The 18,565-nt window shown below is 70.7% G+C and carries 16 protein-coding genes; 7 read left to right on the top strand and 9 right to left on the bottom strand.

All coding sequences use genetic code 11. From position 1 onward, the window contains the following. Nucleotides 1-29: 29 nt before the first annotated feature. From OHA73_RS24660 to OHA73_RS24640, 5 genes are read right to left on the bottom strand one after another with little or no spacing between them, the layout of a single operon-like run. Nucleotides 30-1,205, bottom strand: a complete 1,176-nt coding sequence (locus OHA73_RS24660; RefSeq protein ID WP_327656147.1) for an acyl-CoA dehydrogenase family protein — start codon at nt 1,203-1,205, stop codon at nt 30-32. Beyond that, nucleotides 1,202-3,103: an acetyl/propionyl/methylcrotonyl-CoA carboxylase subunit alpha gene (locus OHA73_RS24655; RefSeq protein ID WP_327656146.1), complete on the bottom strand. Its 1,902-nt coding sequence runs from the start codon at nt 3,101-3,103 to the stop codon at nt 1,202-1,204. Before OHA73_RS24655 ends, OHA73_RS24660 begins: the two co-directional genes overlap by 4 nt. A 13-nt stretch (nt 3,104-3,116) precedes the next feature. Beyond that, nucleotides 3,117-4,715, bottom strand: a complete 1,599-nt coding sequence (locus tag OHA73_RS24650; RefSeq protein WP_266712674.1) for an acyl-CoA carboxylase subunit beta — start codon at nt 4,713-4,715, stop codon at nt 3,117-3,119. Beyond that, a complete protein-coding gene (locus tag OHA73_RS24645) occupies nt 4,712-6,436 on the bottom strand; it encodes an acyclic terpene utilization AtuA family protein (protein ID WP_327656145.1) in 1,725 nt (574 codons plus the stop codon). The genes OHA73_RS24650 and OHA73_RS24645 overlap by 4 nt, the downstream gene beginning before the upstream one ends. After that, entirely contained in the window at nt 6,433-7,227 is a 795-nt protein-coding gene (locus OHA73_RS24640) for a TIGR03084 family metal-binding protein (protein ID WP_327656144.1), read from the bottom strand. Before OHA73_RS24640 ends, OHA73_RS24645 begins: the two co-directional genes overlap by 4 nt. A 367-nt stretch (nt 7,228-7,594) precedes the next feature. On the opposite strand from OHA73_RS24640, the gene OHA73_RS24635 reads away from it, so the two are divergent. Then, a complete protein-coding gene (locus OHA73_RS24635) occupies nt 7,595-8,224 on the top strand; it encodes a DUF4232 domain-containing protein (protein WP_327656143.1) in 630 nt (209 codons plus the stop codon). Nucleotides 8,225-8,227: 3 nt separating this feature from the next. On the opposite strand, the gene OHA73_RS24630 is transcribed toward OHA73_RS24635, so the two are convergent. Continuing rightward, nucleotides 8,228-9,187: an EamA family transporter gene (locus OHA73_RS24630; RefSeq protein WP_443063124.1), complete on the bottom strand. Its 960-nt coding sequence runs from the start codon at nt 9,185-9,187 to the stop codon at nt 8,228-8,230. Between the two features lie 206 nt (nt 9,188-9,393). Between OHA73_RS24630 and OHA73_RS24625 the strand changes: the two genes are divergently transcribed. Together OHA73_RS24625 and serC are read left to right on the top strand one after the other, a co-directional pair. Next, nucleotides 9,394-10,254 carry a LysR family transcriptional regulator gene (locus OHA73_RS24625; protein WP_327656142.1) on the top strand — a complete coding sequence of 287 codons (861 nt, stop codon included), beginning with the start codon at nt 9,394-9,396 and terminating at the stop codon, nt 10,252-10,254. A 102-nt stretch (nt 10,255-10,356) separates the two neighbouring features. Next, the gene (serC, locus tag OHA73_RS24620; RefSeq protein ID WP_327656141.1) at nt 10,357-11,475 is read left to right on the top strand and encodes a phosphoserine transaminase; all 1,119 of its coding nucleotides are present in this window, start codon (nt 10,357-10,359) and stop codon (nt 11,473-11,475) included. 140 nt (nt 11,476-11,615) lie between these two features. Here serC and OHA73_RS24615 read toward each other — a convergent pair whose 3' ends face one another. Further along, nucleotides 11,616-12,413: an ABC transporter permease gene (locus OHA73_RS24615; RefSeq protein WP_266712662.1), complete on the bottom strand. Its 798-nt coding sequence runs from the start codon at nt 12,411-12,413 to the stop codon at nt 11,616-11,618. Nucleotides 12,414-12,433: 20 nt separating this feature from the next. Further along, the gene (locus OHA73_RS24610; RefSeq protein ID WP_443063123.1) at nt 12,434-13,408 is read right to left on the bottom strand and encodes an ATP-binding cassette domain-containing protein; all 975 of its coding nucleotides are present in this window, start codon (nt 13,406-13,408) and stop codon (nt 12,434-12,436) included. 92 nt (nt 13,409-13,500) lie between these two features. On the opposite strand from OHA73_RS24610, the gene OHA73_RS24605 reads away from it, so the two are divergent. Further along, nucleotides 13,501-14,292, top strand: a complete 792-nt coding sequence (locus tag OHA73_RS24605) for a TetR/AcrR family transcriptional regulator (protein WP_266712658.1) — start codon at nt 13,501-13,503, stop codon at nt 14,290-14,292. Nucleotides 14,293-14,323: 31 nt separating this feature from the next. Further along, on the top strand, nt 14,324-14,734 hold the full coding sequence (locus OHA73_RS24600) for a PPOX class F420-dependent oxidoreductase (protein ID WP_266712656.1): 411 nt from the start codon (nt 14,324-14,326) through the stop codon (nt 14,732-14,734). A 41-nt stretch (nt 14,735-14,775) separates the two neighbouring features. Here OHA73_RS24600 and OHA73_RS24595 read toward each other — a convergent pair whose 3' ends face one another. Further along, nucleotides 14,776-15,774, bottom strand: coding sequence for a WD40 repeat domain-containing protein (locus OHA73_RS24595; protein WP_266712654.1), 999 nt, complete (start codon nt 15,772-15,774; stop codon nt 14,776-14,778). Between the two features lie 68 nt (nt 15,775-15,842). Here OHA73_RS24595 and OHA73_RS24590 point away from each other — a divergent pair, with 68 nt between their 5' ends. Together OHA73_RS24590 and OHA73_RS24585 are read left to right on the top strand one after the other, a co-directional pair. Continuing rightward, nucleotides 15,843-16,523 (top strand): SGNH/GDSL hydrolase family protein, encoded by a 681-nt coding sequence (locus tag OHA73_RS24590; protein ID WP_267072826.1) that lies wholly within the window; start codon nt 15,843-15,845, stop codon nt 16,521-16,523. Between the two features lie 372 nt (nt 16,524-16,895). Then, the gene (locus tag OHA73_RS24585) at nt 16,896-18,545 is read left to right on the top strand and encodes a recombinase family protein (RefSeq protein WP_327656139.1); all 1,650 of its coding nucleotides are present in this window, start codon (nt 16,896-16,898) and stop codon (nt 18,543-18,545) included. Nucleotides 18,546-18,565: the final 20 nt, after the last annotated feature.

The raw sequence follows: 18,565 nt of genomic DNA, 5'->3' as shown, positions 1-18,565 counted from the left end.
TAAGCAGCGGTAGTTGGGTTCGTGCGGCTTCAGTACGACTTGGGGAGACCCAGGCTCTGGTGGGACACGTAGTTGAGGATCATTTCGCGGCTGACCGGGGCGATCCGCGCCACCCGTGAGCCGACGATGAGCGAGGCGAGGCCGAACTCGCGGGTCAGGCCGTTGCCGCCGAGCGTGTGCACGGCCTGGTCGACGGCGCGCACACAGGCCTCGGCGGCGGCGTACTTGGCCATGTTGGCGGCCTCGCCCGCACCGATGTCGTCGCCCGCGTCGTAGAGCCGGGCCGCCTTCTGCATCATCAGGCGGGCCAGCTCCAGCTCGATGTGGCTCTGCGCGAGCGGGTGGGCGATCGCCTGGTGGGAGCCGATGGGGGCCTGCCACACGGTGCGCTCCTTCGCGTACTCGACGGCCCGCTTCAGCGCGTACCGGCCCATGCCGATGGCGAAGGCGGCGGTCATGACGCGCTCCGGGTTGAGCCCGGCGAAGAGCTGGAGCAGTCCTGCGTCCTCGTCACCCACGAGAGCGTCCGCGGGCAGCCGCACCTCGTCAAGAGTCAGTTCGAACTGCTTCTCCGGAGCCTGGAGTTCCATGTCGATCTGCCGCCGCCCGAACCCGGGGGTGTCGCGGGGCACGATGAAGAGGCAGGGCTTGAGTTTCCCCGTGCGCGCGTCCGAGGTGCGCCCCACGATGAGTGTCGCGTCCGCGATGTCGACGCCGGAGATGAACACCTTGCGCCCGTTCAGGACCCACGAGCCGTCGTCGTCCTTGCGGGCGGTGGTGGTGATGCGGTGCGAGTTGGATCCGGCGTCGGGTTCGGTGATGCCGAAGGCCATGGTGCGGCTGCCGTCGGCGAGGCCGGGGAGCCAGGCCCGCTTCTGCTCCTCGGTGCCGAAGCGGGAGATGACCGTGCCGCAGATCGCGGGCGATACGACCATCATCAGCAGCGGCGACCCGGCGGCCCCCAACTCCTCAAGGACGATGGAGAGTTCGGCTATCCCGCCGCCCCCTCCCCCGTACTCCTCGGGCAGGTTGACGCCGAGGTAGCCGAGCTTGGCGGCCTCCGACCACAGCTCATCGGGGTGGCCTCCGGCGGCGGTCACGCGGGTCATGTAGTCGCGGCCGAACCGCTTGCCGAGCGCGGCGACGGCGGCGCGCAGGGCCTGGTGCTCCTCGGTTTCGAGGACGGGAGCGGCGGGAGCGTTCACGACTGTTCCTCCTGGACTACGGCCTGGACTACGGCGAGCAGCGCGCCCACCTCGACCTGGCGGCCGACGGCGGCGTGCAGGGCGGTGAGCGTTCCGGAGGCGGGAGAGAGGATGCGGTGCTCCATCTTCATCGCCTCCAGCCAGATCAGGGGCTGCCCGGCGGTGACGGCGGCGCCTTCGGTCAGACCTTCGGCGACGCGGACGACGGTGCCGGGCATGGGCGCGAGCAGGGAGCCGGGGGTGCGCTGCTCGCTGGGGTCGGTGAAGCGGGGCAGGGCGGTGAGGGCGAGGCCGTTCACGTACACGCGGTGGCCCTCGTACGCGGCGCTCCCGGACGCAGCACCCCCGTACGCAGCGACCGTGAACTTCCGTCGTACGCCGCTGACTTCGAGTACGACGAGGTGCGGGGCGACGTCGACGACGTGTACGCCGTCGGCCGCGAGGCCTTCGCGGGTGTGCCGGTAGCGGACCTCGTGCTCGGTGCCGGCGGGCTCGGCGCGGTAGCGCTTGACCTGGGGCTGCGAGGGGACGTTGCGGAAGCCGCCGAACCTGGACCGCCCCACGGCCTGGGCGAGGGCGGCAGCGAGCGGCGCGTACGGGTCCTCGTGCGGGGCGGTCAGTTCGTCGAGGTGCCGCTCGTAGAACCCCGTGTCCATGCGGGCCCCGGCGAACTCCGGGTGCCGCAGGGAGCGTACGAGCAGCTCGCGGTTGGTGACGGGCCCGTGCACCTCGGCCCGTTCCAGGGCCCCCGCGAGAGCGCGGACGGCGGCGGTGCGGGTGGGGGCATGAGCGACGACCTTGGCGAGCATGGCGTCGTAGTGCACGCCGATGGTGTCGCCGTCGGTGTACCCGGTGTCGAGGCGGACACTGTCCGGCACGTGCAGCCGGTGCAGTGTTCCGGTCTGCGGGGCGAAGGAGGCCGCGGGGTCCTCGGCGTAGAGGCGGGCCTCGACGGCGTGGCCGCGCGGGGCCGGGGGTTCGGGGTCGAGGGCCTCGCCCTCGGCGACGCGGAGCTGGAGCGCGACGAGGTCGATCCCGAACACGGCCTCGGTGACCGGGTGTTCCACCTGGAGGCGGGTGTTCATCTCCAGGAAGTGGGCCCGCCCGTCGGCGACGAGGAACTCGACGGTGCCGGCGCCGACGTATCCGGTGGCCCGGCAGGCCCGCTCCGCCATCTCATATATGACATCCGATACGCCACGTATCAGATCCGGCGCGGGCGCCTCCTCGATCACCTTCTGGTGCCGCCGCTGAAGCGAACAGTCCCGCGTCCCGAGGATCCACACGGTCCCGTGGGCGTCGGCGAGCACCTGCGCCTCCACATGCCGCCCGCCCTCCACGTACGGCTCGACGAAGACCTCGCCGTCACCGAAGGCGGACAGCGCCTCGGACCGCGCGGCCTCCAACTCCCCATCCAGTGCGGCGAGTTCGCGTACGACCCGCATCCCGCGCCCGCCGCCACCGGCGGACGCCTTGACCAGGACGGGCAGGTCGTCGGCCGTGATGTCGGAGCCGAGCGGCGCGACGCCCATCAGCTCCTTGGCGCGCGTCTTGGACGCCATCGCCTCGATCGCCATGGGCGGCGGCCCGATCCAGGTGAGCCCCGCGTCGGCGACGGCGCGGGCGAAGTCGGCGTTCTCGGAGAGGAAGCCGTACCCGGGGTGCACGGCGTCGGCGCCCGCGTCGAGGGCGGCCTTCACGACGAGGTCGGCGCGCAGATAGGTGTCGGCGGGGGTGGCCCCCGGGAGCCGTACGGCGAGATCGGCCTCGCGCACGTGCAAGGCGTCGGCGTCCGGGTCCGAGTGCAGGGCGACGGTACGTATGCCCAGCTCACGGCAGGTACGGAAGACGCGGCAGGTGATCTCGCCGCGGTTGGCGACGAGCACACTGGTGATCATCGGTGCGGGCCCCTTACATCCGGAAGACGCCGAAGCCGCCGCGGGCGCCCTCGTACGGTGCGGTGTGGATCGCGGACAGGCAGATGCCGAGAACAGTTCGGGTGTCACGGGGGTCGATGACCCCGTCGTCGTAGAGCCGCCCGGACAGGAACATCGGCAGCGACTCGGCCTCGATCTGCTGCTCGACCATGGCGCGGAGCCCGGCGTCGGCCTCCTCGTCGTACGGCTGCCCCTTCGCGGCGGCGGACTGCCGCGCCACGATCGACAGCACTCCCGCCAGCTGCTGCGGCCCCATGACGGCGGACTTGGCGCTGGGCCAGGCGAAGAGGAAACGGGGATCGTAGGCGCGCCCGCACATGCCGTAGTGCCCGGCGCCGTACGAGGCGCCCATCAGCACGGAGAGGTGCGGGACACGGGAGTTGGAGACGGCGTTGATCATCATCGCGCCGTGTTTGATGATGCCGCCCTGCTCGTACTCCTTGCCGACCATGTAGCCGGTGGTGTTGTGGAGGAAGAGCAGCGGGATGTCGCGCTGGTTGGCGAGCTGGATGAACTGCGCGGCCTTCTGCGACTCCTCGCTGAAGAGGACGCCCTGCGCGTTGGCGAGGATGCCGACGGGATGGCCGTGGAGAGCGGCCCAGCCGGTGACGAGGCTCGTGCCGTAGAGGGGCTTGAACTCGTCGAAGTCGGAGGCGTCGACGAGCCGGGCGATCACCTCGCGCGGGTCGAAGGGCTCCTTCAGATCGTCGGGGACGATGCCGAGGAGTTCCTCGGGGTCGTACTTGGGCGGCTCCACAGGCTGTGGATCGGCGTACGCCTTGCGGTGGTTGAGGCGGGCGACGACGCGGCGGGCCTGCCGGATGGCGTCCTGCTCGTCGTGGGCGAAGTAGTCGGCGAGTCCGGAGGTGCGGGCGTGCATCTCGGCGCCGCCGAGCGACTCGTCGTCGCTCTCCTCGCCGGTCGCCATCTTGACCAGCGGCGGCCCGCCGAGGAAGACCTTCGCCTTCTCCTTCACCATGATCACGTGATCGGACATACCGGGGATGTACGCGCCTCCGGCGGTGGAGTTGCCGAAGACGACGGCGACGGTGGGGATCCCGGCGGCCGAGAGCCGCGTGATGTCGCGGAAGATCCCGCCCCCGGGGATGAAGATCTCCTTCTGGGAGGGGAGATCGGCGCCGCCGGACTCGACGAGCGAGATGGCAGGGAGCCGGTTGGCGTGGGCGATCTCGTTCGCCCGCAGCGCCTTCTTCAGGGACCAGGGGTTGCTGGCGCCGCCGCGCACGGTCGGGTCGTTGGCCGTGATCAGGCACTCGACGCCCTCGACGACGCCGACGCCGGTGACGAGGGAGCCGCCGACGGCGTAGTCGCTGCCCCAGGCGGCGAGCGGGGACAGTTCGAGGAAGGGGGTGTCGGGGTCGAGCAGCAGCTCGATGCGTTCGCGGGCGAGCAACTTGCCGCGCTTGCGGTGCCGTTCGACGTACTTCTCGCCGCCGCCCGCGACGGCCTTCGCATGCTCGGTGTCGAGGGCGGTGAGCTTGTCGAGGAGGGCGGTGCGCCGTCCGGCGTAGTCGTCGGACCGGGTGTCCAGGGCGCTGGCCAGGACGGTCACAGGAGGGCCTCCGGTATGTCGAGGTGGCGTGAGCGGAGCCATTCGGCGAGGCCCTTGGCTTGTGGGTCGAATCGGTGTTGCGCGGCGACGCCTTCGCCCAGGAGGCCCTCAACCGTGAAGTTGAGTGCGCGGAGGCTGGGGAGGGGGTGGCGGGTTACGGTCGGCCTATCAGAGCCCCGGGAGCGCAACGCCGTCTCCGGCAGGAGTTCGCGGAAGCGGTCCACCGTCAGGGTGTGGACCAACCAGCGCCACGCCGCATCGCTCTCCACCCACACCCCCACATTCGCATCGCCGCCCTTGTCCCCGCTGCGAGCCCCCGCGATCAGGCCGAGGGGAACGCGGCGCGTGGGCCCGGCGGGCAGAGGCTCCGGGAGAGCGGGGTCCTCGACGGGGACGAGCGGGCGCGTCTCTCCTACGTGTACGGGGATCGGCCGCCGCTCCCCGTCCGGCAGCACCGCGACATGCGGGACCTCGCCCCGCTCCACGTACTCCGCCTCGAACACCCCGTACGGGGAGCCCTTGCCGGGCGGGGCGGTGACGTGGAAGCCGGGGTAGGAGGCGAGGGCCAGCTCCACCGCGGCGCCGCTCAGGGCCCGGCCGACGGCGTCCTGGTTCTGGTCGCGTACGACCAGGCGGAGCAGCGCGCTCGCGGTCTCCTCGGTGTCGGCGTCGGCCCGGTCGGTTCGGGACAGCTCCCAACGGACGTGTGCGGGCGCCGACTTGGCGGTGCGCAGCGCTTCGTCCATCTGCCGCCGCACCAGCTCCGCCTTGACCTCGATGTCCAGGCCGGTGAGCACGAAGACGACCTCGCCCCGGAACCCGCCGAGCCGGTTGAGCCCGACCTTGAGGGTGGGCGGCGGGGCCTCACCGCGTACGCCGTGGATGCGCACGCGGTCGGCGCCCTCCTGTTCCAGGCGGACGGTGTCGAGGCGGGCGGTGGCGTCGGGCCCGGCGTACCGGGCGCCCCCGGTCTCGTACAGGAGCTGCTCAGTGACGGTGCCGAGTTCGACGAAGCCGCCGGTGCCGGGGTGCTTGGTGATGACGGCGGAACCGTCCTCGTGGATCTCGGCGAGGGGGAAGCCGGGGCGGGCCAACTGGTGGGCGCGGTCGGCGAATCGGGAGTAGTTGCCGCCGGTCGCCTGCGTCCCGCATTCGAGGACGTGCCCGGCGACGACGGCCCCTGCGAGCCGGTCGTAATCGCTCCCCGCCCACCCGAAGTGCCAGGCCGCGGGCCCGGTCACGAGCGCGGCGTCGGTGACTCGCCCCGTGACCACGACATCCGCGCCCGCGTCGAGGCAGGCGGTGATGCCGGCGCCGCCGAGGTAGGCGTTGGCGGTGAGGGCGCCGGGGAACCGGCCGGTGCCGAGCAGGTCGTCACCCTCGACGTGCGCGACCCGTACGGCTATGCCGAGTCGATCCGCCAACTCCCGTACGGCGTCCGCGAGTCCGGCCGGATTGAGCCCGCCCGCATTGGCGACGATTTTGGTACCGCGCTCGACGGCGAGGCCCAGGCACTCCTCCAACTGCCGCAGGAACGTGCGGGCGTAGCCTCGGTCCGCGTTCTTCAGCCGGTCGCGGCCGAGGATCAGCATGGTCAGCTCGGCGAGGTAGTCGCCGGTGAGGACGTCGAGTTCGCCACCAGTCAGCATTTCCTTCATGGCGTCGAACCGGTCGCCGTAGAAACCGGAGGCGTTGCCGATCCGCAGCGGGGGCCTGCTCATCGGGCCCCCTTCGGCGCGCGCCCCTCCCCCGGTGGCCCGGCGAAGGCCTGCGCGATGTCGAGCCAGCGGTCGGCGTCGGGGCCCTCGGCGCGTACGTCGACGTCGGCCCGGTGCGCGCGCTGGGTGACGAGGAGGCAGAAGTCGACGGCGGTCCCGGTGACGCGCTGCCCTGCCTCCTCGGGCCCGTACGTCCACAATTCGCCGCTCGGCGCCACGAGTTCGACGCGGAACTCGTCGTCGGGCGCGGCGACCCCGTGCACGTCGAAGGCGAACTTCCGCGCGCGTACGCCGATCCGGGCGACGTGCCGGAGCCGGTCGCTGGGCGTCCGTACGATCCCGAGGGCGTCGGCGACGTCCTGACCGTGCGCCCACGTCTCCATCAGCCGGCCGGTCGCCATGGAGGCGGCGGACATCGGCGGGCCGTACCAGGGGAACCGGGTCTTGTCGGCCGCGGCGGCGCGCAGCACCTTCTGCAGCCGCTCGCGCCCCTCCCGCCAGCCGGCGAGCAGCACGGCCGGGTCCCGGCGGGCGCCTTCCTCGGCCCCTTCGTCGACGAAGGACTCCGGCGCGGCGATCGCCTTCTCCACCTCGCCCGCGAAGGCGTCGGCGTCGCTCATGGCGAGCAGGGCGGCGCGGTCGGTCCAGGCGAGATGGGCGATCTGGTGGGCGACGGTCCAGCGGGGCGCGGGGGTCGGTGCGGCCCACTGCTGTGGGCTCAACTCCCGCACGATCCGGTCGAGTTCCTCGCTCTCGTCCCGCAAGTCCTCGAACACGGCGGACGGTTCGGACACGGTGCGCTCCCCTCCGGGCACGGCGGTGTGCGGCGTGCCTGGAGCATGGCAGCGGGCCAAGAAACAAGCAAGCATGCTTGCATGGAAAATGCGTCGCGCGTGACGGGCGAAATAGCCCCGCCAACCGGAGAGTTCAAGATCCCCCAGGTCACGGAACTGTCCCAGCGATGACGGTCTCCCAGTCATATGTAACAGCCATGTATAAGGCGGCGGTAAGGCGGAACGATTCGTGGCCCCGGCGGGTCCTGCTGATCAGTAACCCGAACCGACCCACGAGTTACCGACCCACGAGTTACCGACCTACGAATTACCGACCTACGAATTACCGACCTACGAATTACCGGCCGCCAAGTTAAGGACGAAAACCATGCGTGCTCGCAAGCTCACCCTCGCCGCCGTCGCCCTCGCCGCGGGCCTCTCGCTCACCGCCTGCCAGGGCAACGAGGACTCCGCCGCGGGCACGAACGACGACTCGTCCGCCGCCTCCTCCTCGTCCTCCTCGTCCTCCGGCGGCAACAGCCAGGCCTCCGGCAAGAACGCCTCGGACACCGGCGACTCCACGAAGGCCGCCGAGGGCACCGGCCACGGTCAGATCAACACCGGCCCGTGCAAGACCGCGAACCTCGCGTTCGACTCCGCGCACGGCATGGGCGAGGGCACGCTCATAGTCAGCATGCGGAACACCAGCGACGCCTGCTCCCTCAAGGGCTTCCCGGGCGTCGACCTCCGCTCCGAGGAGGCCTCCGGCCCGCTGAGCGCCTCCCGCAGCAACCTGTCGTCCCCGTCCGTCGTCCTCGGCAACGGCGAAACGACCCGCTTCACCCTCCACTACCCGCCGAACAACTCCGGCGGTTCCGGCGTGAACGTCTCCAGCATCGACGTCACCCCGCCCAACGAGACCCACTCCACGTCCCTGAAGGTCGACCTCAACCTCCCGGTCTCCGCCGACACGGAAACCAAGGTCTCCGTCGACCCGGTCGGCACCGGCAAGCAGTGACCGTCACTCGTGCAGGACGACCGCGGGATCCTTCCTCCGGCCCACCTGCGTCCGCACCGCGCCCATGCTCGCCGCGATGACGAGGGTGATGGCCAGGACTTCCGCCCAGGCCAGGTCCTGGCTCAGGACGAGGAAGCCGGAGAGCGCGGCGACCGCCGGTTCGAGGCTCATCATCACCGCGAACGTGGACGCGGGCAGGCGGCGCAGCGCGACGAGTTCGAGGGTGTACGGGAGGACCGAGGACATGACCGCGACGGCCGCGCCGAGGCCGAGGGTCACCGGGTCGATCAGCTTCGGGCCCGCCGTCGCGATGCCGAGCGGCAGGCAGAGCACCGCCGCGACCACCATGGCGAGCGCGAGCCCGTCGGCCTGCGGGAAGCGGCGGCCCGTACGGGCGCTGAAGATGATGTACGTCGCCCAGCAGGCGCCGGCCGCGACCGCGAAGCCCACACCGGCCAGGTCCAGGCTGCCGATCCCGTCCCCCGCCCCGCCGAGCAGGAACACGCCGCACAGCGCGAGCCCCGCCCACAGGACGTTGACGAGACGGCGGGAGGCGAAGACCGAGAGGGCGAGCGGGCCGAGCACCTCGAAGGTGACCGCGATGCCGAGCGGGATACGGGCCGCCGCCTGGTAGAAGAGCAGGTTCATGCCGCCCATGGCGATGCCGAAGGCGACGACCGTGCCCCAGTCGGACCGCGAGTGGCCGCGCAGCTTGGGGCGGCAGACGACGAGCATGACCACGGCCGCCACGACGAGGCGGAGGGTGACGACGCCGATCGCTCCGGCGCGCGGCATCAGGCTCACCGCGAGCGCCGCGCCGAACTGCACCGAGATGCACCCCGCGAGGACCAGGCCGACCGGGCCCAGCGAGCCGCGGCGGGACGGCTCCGCGCCGGCGCTCGCGGTCACGGCCGGGGCGGCATCATGCGCCACGGCCACGGGTTCGGTCTGCGGGCCGCTCACGGTCCACCCCCTCTTGAGTGCAATACGTTTGAGTGCAATACGTTGGACAGTGCCGGACAGTCTACTGAACTTGCCGACCGCCTTGAACCTTCACGCTAGATCCGTCCGGCATGCCCCGTGAAATACTTTCTGCGCTCCCGTTATGCTCCGCGCACATGACCAGGGGACGCACATGATCAGGGATCGCGCATGAGCAGGGATCGCGCATGAGCAGGGAACCGGAGCTGCGCCACCTGCGCTGCTTCCTCGCCGTCGCCGAGGCGCGCAGCGTCACCCGTGCCGCCGCGCGCCTCGGCCTGAGCCAGCCGGTCGTCTCGCGCACCCTCGCCGCCCTGGAGGACACGCTCGGCGTACGGCTCGTGGACCGCTCCACCCATCACCTCGACCTCACCCCCGAGGGGCGCTCGTTCCACGAGAAGGCGGCCGTCGCCGTCGCCGCGTTCGAGGACGCGCTCGCCGCCGCCCGGGCCCCGCACCGCCCGCTGCGCCTGGGCCATGCCTGGTCGGCGGCGGGCGAGTTCACGACGCCGCTGCTGCGCCGCTGGCGCCGCGCCCACCCGGAGGTCCCGCTCGAACTCCTGCGCGTCGACGACCGCACGGCAGGGCTCACGCGCGGCGCCGTCGACCTCGCGCTCCTGCGCGGCCCCGTCGACACCCCCGGCCTCGTCACCGAACTGCTGCACCTGGAGGCGCGGGTGGCGGCGGTGCCGTCCGACAGTCCGCTCGCCCGCCACCGGCGCCTCGCGCTCGCCGACCTCAGCGACCAGGTCATCGCCCTGAACACGGTCTCCGGCACGACCTCCCTCGAACTGTGGCCGCCCGCCGAACGCCCCACCTCGACACTCACCGTCGCCAACACCGACGACTGGCTCGCCGCGATCGCCGCGGACCGGGCGGTGGGCGTCACGTCGACGGCGACCGTGGGCATGCACCCGTACCCCGGCGTCACCTACGTCCCCCTCACCGACGCCCCCGATCTCCCCGTCCTCCTGGTCCGCCGCCAGGGCCCCGGCCATCCGTCCGTCCCGGACCTGATCACGCTGGCCCACGAGGTCGCGGGGCCTTGAGGAGCCGCCCGTCGCATCGCACAGGTCCACCCCTTGTCCGTTCTCGTCTCATCCGACGGACACGTTTCGGCCGCGTTTCCCCTTCGGGCTACCCTCCATTTCGTGGCTGAGATCCAGATTCCCGCTGACATCAAGCCCGCCGACGGACGTTTCGGCGCTGGCCCCTCCAAGGTGCGTACGGAGGCGTTGGACGCCTTGGCCGCCACCGGTACGTCTCTGATGGGTACTTCCCACCGTCAGGCCCCCGTGAAGAACCTCGTCGGTCGCGTGCGCGACGGCGTCAAGGACCTCTTCTCGCTGCCCGAGGGCTACGAGGTCGTCCTCGGCAACGGCGGCTCCACCGCGTTCTGGGACGTGGCGACGCACGGCCTGATCGAGAACAAGTCGCAGCACCTGAACTTCGGCGAGTTCTCCTCCAAGTTCGCGAAGGCCTCGAAGCTCGCCCCCTGGCTGGCCGAGCCGACCGTGATCTCCTCCGACCCGGGTACGCACCCGGAGCCGGTCGCCGAGGCCGGTGTCGACGTCTACGGCCTGACCCACAACGAGACCTCGACCGGCGTCGCGGCGCCGATCAAGCGCGTGGCCGACGCGGACTCCGGTTCGCTCGTCCTCGTGGACGCCACCTCCGGCGCCGGCGGCCTCCCGGTCGACGTCTCCGAGACGGACGTCTACTACTTCGCCCCGCAGAAGTCCTTCGCCTCCGACGGCGGCCTGTGGATCGGCATCTTCTCCCCCGCCGCGATCGAGCGCGCCCAGCGCATCCACGCGTCCGGCCGCCACGTCCCGGAGTTCTTCTCCCTGCCGACGGCGATCGACAACTCCCGCAAGAACCAGACGTACAACACCCCGGCGCTCTCCACGCTCTTCCTGCTCGCCGAGCAGCTGGACTGGATCAACGGCCAGGGTGGTCTCGACTGGTCCACGGCCCGGACGAAGGACTCGTCCTCGCGGCTGTACTCGTGGGCCGAGGAGTCGAAGTACGCGACGCCGTTCGTCACGGACTCCGCAAAGCGGTCGCAGGTCATCGGCACGATCGACTTCGACGAGGGCATCGACGCTGCCGCGGTGGCCAAGGTGCTGCGGGCCAACGGGGTCGTCGACACGGAGCCGTACCGGAAGCTGGGCCGTAACCAGCTGCGCGTCGCGATGTTCCCGGCGATCGACCCGGCGGACGTCCAGGCCCTGACGGCCTGCATCGACTACGTCATCGGCCAGCTCTGACCCAAACCCCCGCTCCTCAGCCCCTCCGGCGATTGAGGAGCGGGGTCCGGGGCAGAGCCCCGTGGCCGCAACCCCGGTGCCGGTCAACAACCCCGGTGCCGGTCTACAACCCCGGTGCCGGTCAACAACCCCGGTGCCGGTCAACGGCTCAACCGCTGGAACCGCCGGACGGCAAGCGGCAGGAACACCGCCGTGAGCACCACCGGCCACACCAGGGCCATCAGCACCGCGTTCTGCTCCACCCAGGAATCCCCCGCCCCGACCGGCGTGCCGAAAAGCTCACGGGACGCCGCGACCGTCGACGAGATCGGGTTCCACGCCGCCACCGCCCCCAGCCAATCCGGCATCAGCTGCGGCGCGACAAATATGCTGGAGATCATCGTCAGCGGGAAGGCGACCGCGAAAAGACCGCCCGCCGCCTCCGGGTTCGGAACCATCAGGCCCAGCCACACCCCCAGCCAGATCAGCGCGAACCGCAGCCACAGCAGCAGCGCGAACGCCGCGAGCCCGCCCATGACCCCGCCGTCCGGGCGCCAGCCGATCGCGAGCGCCGTCAGCATCAGGATCGCCAACTCCGCGCAGGCGACCAGCAGATCGGTCACCCCGCGCCCCGACACCACCGCCGACGGCGCCATCGGCATCGAGCGGAACCGGTCGATGACCCCCTTCGTCGCGTCGTGCACCACGAGCGTCGCCGTGTTGATGAAGCCGAAGGCCATCGTCATCGCGAACATCCCCGGCATCAGGAAGTCCCGGTAGTCCCCGCCGCCCGGCACCACCATCGCGCTGCCGAAGACGTACCCGTACAGCAGCACCGACAGGATCGGGAAGCCCAACTGCCAGGCGATGTTGACCGGTTGGCGCTGGTAGTGGGTGAGCCCCCGGCGGACCACGTTCCAGCAGTCGGCCACCGCCCAGTAGGCACTCGTGCCACTCATGCCACTCGTACCGCCGCTCATCACGCGGCCCTCCCCGTCAGTTGCAGGAACACATCGTCGAGGCTCGGCCTGCGCAGTCCGATGTCCTCGACGGCGACGCCCTCGTCCTGGAGCGCCCGCGCGGCGTCCGTGAGCGCGGCGACCCGGTCGGCGACCGGCGCGTGCACCCGCAGGGCCTCCTCGTCGACGACCGGGTCCACACCGCTCCGGGCGAGGATCTTCGCGGCGCGCGGCAGATCGACCGACTCCGCCAGCACGACCTCGACCCGGTCCCCGCCGACGGACCGCTTGAGCCCCTCGGGGGTGTCGTCGGCTATGGCCCGCCCCTGGTCGATGACGGTGATCCGCGAGGCCAGCCTGTCGGCCTCCTCCAGATACTGGGTGGTGAGCAGGACCGTCGTGCCCGCCGCCACCAACTCCCTGACGCTCTCCCAGACCTCGCCCCGGCCGCGCGGGTCGAGCCCGGTCGTCGGCTCGTCCAGGAACAGCACGTCCGGGGTGAGGATCATGGACGCCGCGAGGTCGAGCCGGCGCCGCATGCCGCCGCTGTACTCGTCGACGCCCTTGTCGCCCGCGTCCGCGAGCCCGAACTGGTCGAGCAGTTCGGCCGCCCGCACCCTCGCCCGGCGCCCGCCGAGGTGGAAGAGCCGGCCGAACATCTCCAGGTTCTGCCGCCCCGTGAGCACCTCGTCCACCGCCGCGTACTGACCGGTGAGCCCGATGCGGCGGCGCACCTGACGCGACCGGGAGGCCACGTCCACGCCGCCGACCTCGGCCCGCCCCTCGTCGAACTTCAGCAGCGTGGCGAGCACGCGCACCGCTGTCGTCTTCCCCGCCCCGTTCGGCCCGAGCAGGCCGTGCACCGTGCCGCGCCGCACGGTCAGGTCGAACCCGTCGAGCGCGCGCTTGTCCCCGTACCGCTTCACGAGCCCCTCGGCCCGCACCGCGTGATCGTGATCCCCGTCGGTCACGGCTTCTCCTCCGCACGTCGCCATCGGAACACCCACCCCTCCGCAAAATGAGTACGCCGTACCCAAATGAGAGTACACCGTACTCAGTTTTTCGCCAGAGGTTTACGCTGAGCCCCATGACGAGCGGCACCCCGAGCGGCACCCAGGGCACGAACAGCAGCGCCGAGACCTCCGGCAGCGGCGACATCCGGCGCAGCATGGAGCTGCTGTGGGGCACGGGGGCCAGGCCGAGCCGGGGGCCGAAGCCCGCGCTCTCGCTCGACCGGATCGTCGAGGCCGCGGTCGAGGTCGCGGACGCCGAGGGGATCGGCGCCGTCTCGATGCGCCGGCTCGCCACCGACCTGGGCACCGGCACCATGTCGCTGTACCGGTACGTGCCGGGCAAGGCCGAGCTGCTCGACCTGATGCTGGACCGGGTGCAGACCCCGCACGAGGACCCGGCCGCGCTCGGCGACGGGAGCTGGCGGGCCGCCGTCGCCACGATGGCCCGCGAGACCCTCGCCCTCTACCAGCGCCACCCCTGGCTGCTCCAGGTCAACCAGGCCCGGCCCGTGCTCGGCCCCGGCGCGCTGTCCGGCATGGAGAAGATGATGGCCCGCATCAAGCCGATGGGCCTCACCGATCCGGAGCTGCTCTCCGTCCTGGTCATGGTCGACGGATACGTGTCAGGGGTCGCGCGCACCCGCGTCTACGAGCAGGAGGCGGAGACGACGTCGGGCATGACGGACGCCGCGTTCTGGGAGGCGCAGAGCCCCGCCCTGGAGGCCGCGATGACCAGTGGCCGCTACCCGGTGATGGCGTCCCTGTCCGAGGACACGTTCGCCCCCGGCTTCGACCACTTCGAGTTCGGGCTCCAGCGGATCCTGGACGGGCTCGACGTCCTCGTCGCGGCACGCGGCAAGTCGTGACAGAACACCGAAGCGGTGCATTCATGGACGTATGACGACTGACAAGCCCGATCCGAGCCCCGCGCTCGCCCCGTTCGTCAAGCAGTACGCCGTCCTGCTCACCAGCCACAAGAGGGACGGCACCGGTGTCGGCACTCCCGTGAACCTCGCGGTCGAGGGCGACCACGCGTACTTCCGGACCTTCGGCAAGGCCTGGAAGGTCAAGCGGATGCGCAACAACCCGGAGGTGGAGCTCGCGCCGTCCACGATGCGCGGCGCGCCCACGGGGCCGCCCGTCAAGGGGCGGGTCCGCCTCCTCGACCGCGGCAGCGAGGAGGACCGGCACGCGGCCTCGCTCATCCGCCACAAGCACCCGATCCTGCAAGGCGTCACGGTGCCGCTCTCCCACAAGGTGCGGCGGGACCGGACGCTGCACTACGAAGTGCGCCTACTGGGCGAGTAGTTCAGCGGCTCTTCCAGTGACTCAGCGGTTCTTCGAGTGGTTCAGCGGTTCCTGGGGCGGCGGAACAGCCTTCCGAGCCCGAACAGCAGGATGAGGACGACGACGGCACCGACCGCACCGGCCTTGCCGGTGAAGGCGCTGCCGCCGTCACCGCTGCCCGAACCACCCTGATCGGAGGACGAGTTCGAGCCGTCGCCCGAGTCACCCGCGCCCTCGACCTCCACGGGCTCCACCTCGCTGCCCTGCCCCTCGCTCCCGTACAGCAGGGTCTTCCCGTCCGGCGTGTAGGTCACCGACTCGCCCTGCGGCTGCATCGGCACGCTCAACTGGCCCTGGCGCTCGGGCTTCCCGTCGTTCCACTTGTACGCGACGCCGCCGAAGTAGCCGCGTACGGCGAGCTGTTTGCCGTCGGGCGAGAACGCGGCGTCCGTCGCCCACAGGTCGATGTCGGCGACGCGGCTGAAGGTGTTGGTGGCGGAGGGGTTCAGCGTGGCCGGACCCTCGTACAGGCCGCCGCCGTCGTCGCCCTTCTCCACGATGTAGACCCGCCCGGTCTTCGGATGGACCATCATCGCCTCGGCGTTGCGCGGGCCGTCCGCGTACTTCACGTCGTACTGGGTGGCCCGCACCGTCTGGTCGGTGAGCTTCTTCGGCTCGGGCAGCTTGTAGATCCACACGTGGTCCCACTTGCCGCCGAGGTTGTCGCCGATGTCGCCCACGTAGATGTTCCCGTCGGAGCCGATCGAGATCGCCTCGACGTCCCGCGGGGCACCGACACCGCTCATCGTGATCGTGGCGACGGTCTTCCCGGTCCGGCCGTCGATCGCGAACAGGAACGCGCCGTCGTCGCTGTCGTTGTGCGTCCAGTAGATGCCCGGGTGGGCGCGCGAGGCGGCAAGGCCGCTGGACTCGGTGATCCGCGGGTCCTGGATCGTGAACCCGTCGGAGCCGACGGAACGGGAGTCGGCGACCGCGGGACCGGAAGCCGCGCCGAGAAGGAGGACTGCGGCGACCCCGGCCGCCCCCAGATACGCACGCATGCCCCCAGCTTGCCAGGCGTGTTGGGGCTCACACGCACGCACCCGGCGTGATCGACGATGATGAGCGGATGCTCAGGTTCATGCCGGTCGGCGACTCGATGACCATTGGGAGCGCCGGGGAGCACACCTGGCGCCTGCGCTTCTGGCAGCATCTGCGCGCCCGTTCGGTCCCGCACGCGCTGGTCGGCCCCCGCACCGCCCTGTACGGCGACAGCCACGCGTACGCGGATCCCGACTTCCCGCAGCATCACCTCGCCGGCTGGGGCGAGGGCTGGCAGCACATGGCGCCCGCGATCGCGGAGGCGGTGACCGACGCCCGCGCGGACGTCCTCCTCGTCTCCCTCGGCCTGATAGACCTCGGCTTCTACACCGACGCCGAACAGACGGCGGAGAACCTGCGCCTCTTCATCGCCGAGGCCCGCCGCGCGAACCCGGCCGTCCGCATGGTCCTGCTCCCCGTGATCCCCAACGTCCGGGCCGAGACGGACGCGCCCTTCGCCGCGGAGGTCGCCCACTTCAACACCCTCCTGGCGAAGGCGGTCGCGGACCTCGACGAGCCCCGCTCCCCCCTGCTCCTGGCCTCCGTCCCCGAGTCGTACGACATCCACCACGACACGTACGACGGCACCCACCCGAACGCCTCCGGCGAACACAAACTGGCGGCGGCCTTCGCGGACGCGCTGCATCAGGCGTGGGGGATCGGCGGCCCTTACGAAGCTGTACCGCCGCTCAAGCAGCTCACCGGCTGACCCCAAAGGCACTTCCTCCGAGGAACTGCCCAAAGGCACTTCCTCCGAGGAACTGCCCAAAGGCACTTCCTCCGAGGAACTGCGCCGGGCTGTGCGACAGGTCGCCGACGAAGCGGACCTCTGACGGGCAGTTGCCGGGTCGACGTACGCGCCCTCGCGCGCATTTCCGACGGGAATCCGGGGTGGCTTCGGAGAGATACCGGACGGCCGTTCGACCTTCCGCGGGGTTTCGTGCGGGTGTGTGACCGGGGGCCTCCGCGCTTCGTTGAACCGTGAGACGTCCCGCGCCCACAGGAGGCCGGGAGAAGCACCGGGACGGCCGCCGTGGAGACCGGGCGGCACGTCAAAGGCGGTAAACGGGGGAGAACGAGCATGGCGAGAGTTCTGGGTGTCGTTCGTCTGTCGAGGGTGTCGGACGAGACCACATCGCCGGAGCGGCAGCGCCGGTCCGTCCAGCGCTGGGCCGATCAGGAGGGGCACCTCGTCGTGGGCTGGGTCGAGGACATCGACGTGTCCGGCGCACTGGAGCCGTGGAAGCGCCCGGAGTTCGGCAAGTGGCTGCCTTCGACCATCGGGAAGGAGGTCAGCGCGATCGAGCACCGGATCGCGCTGGAGGAGTCACGCGCCGATGAGTACGACATCATCTGCGCGCTCAAGATCGACCGTCTCTCGCGGCGCGTTCTGCACGTGCACACCCTCCTGGAGTGGTGCGACAGGAACGGCAAGGAAGTCACCACTGTGGAGGAGGGGATCAACCTCAACACGCAGATCGGGAAGCTGCTCCTCAGCCTGATCACATCGTTCGCCGAAGGGGAGCTCGAAGCCATCAGGGCGAGGGCCAAATCGTCCTACAACCACCTGGTGAAAGAGGGACGCTGGCGCGGAGGTCGCACTCCGTACGGCTATCGCGAGGAGAAACAGGAAACCGGCGATGGCTGGAAGCTCGTCCCGGACGACTACGGGACCGACACGGCCGGGACGCTCCGCGAGATCGTCCGTCGCCTCATCGCGGGCGAGTCGGCGAACAGCATCGCGCAGTGGCTCAACGAAGACCCGCCCAAGACCCCGACCTCGCTGGACGCCCAGCTGATCCGCAACGGCAAGCCACCGAAAGGGAGCCGCTGGACTGCTGCGAACACCGCCAAAGTCGTTCGCTCCCGCTGCGTCCTGGGACAGATGGAATTCACTGAGGAGGTGGTGGTCGACGGGAAGAAGACGACGCTACGCCGCGTCGTCCGGGGCAACGACGGCCGTCCTCTCCAGCGCGCGGAGCCGCTCATAGCGGAGAAGGCATGGGCGCTGGCCAATGAGCGGCTGGACGAGAACACCAGTAAACGCAGCGGCAACAGCAAGGGCGGTTCGCCCTTGCTCCAGGTCGCGTTCTGCACGTGCGGGGAGCCCGCATATCGCAGTCCCGGCCGCAATTGTCCCTACTATCGCTGCGCCTCTCGGACCACGCACAAGCTGTGTCCGGCCGGAAGCAAGGGCATCGCGGCGCACACGCTGGAGGACGCCGTTGAGCAGGCGTTCCTACTCGTGGCCGGCGAGGTCGAGATGGTCCGGAAAGTCTTCCGCCCAGGAGTGGACTACACGCGCGACATCGAGGAAGTGAATCGCGCACTGTCGGACTTGCGGGAAGACCGGGAGGCCGGCCTTTACGCCAGCGACCTGGGCAAGCAGGAGTACCGGGAGGCGTACAAGCGGCTCGATGCACGACGCGAGCTGCTCATCGCCCAGCCGACGCGGCCTGACACCTGGGAAGGGATCCCTACGGGGGAGACCTACCGGGCGCGGTGGCGCACGCTCTCAAGCTGGTACGAGAAGGGCAAAGAGCTGCGCGCCGCAGGGGTCCGGGCCGTCATCCACGCCGAACCGATTCCGGGGACACCCGCCGCTCAGCGCAGGTCCGCCCATGACTCCGACAGGTTCTGGCAGCATCCCGTCGGACGGGTTCAGGTTCTGATTCCCATGGACTTCAAGCAGCGCCTGCTCAACACGGCGGCGGCCCACAGCCAGTCCTGAGGAGAGGCGAGACTCTCTCG

The organism is Streptomyces sp. NBC_00483 (assembly GCF_036013745.1).
Classification (GTDB): Bacteria; Actinomycetota; Actinomycetes; order Streptomycetales; family Streptomycetaceae; genus Streptomyces.
This window is presented reverse-complemented; position numbering and strand designations above follow the sequence as displayed.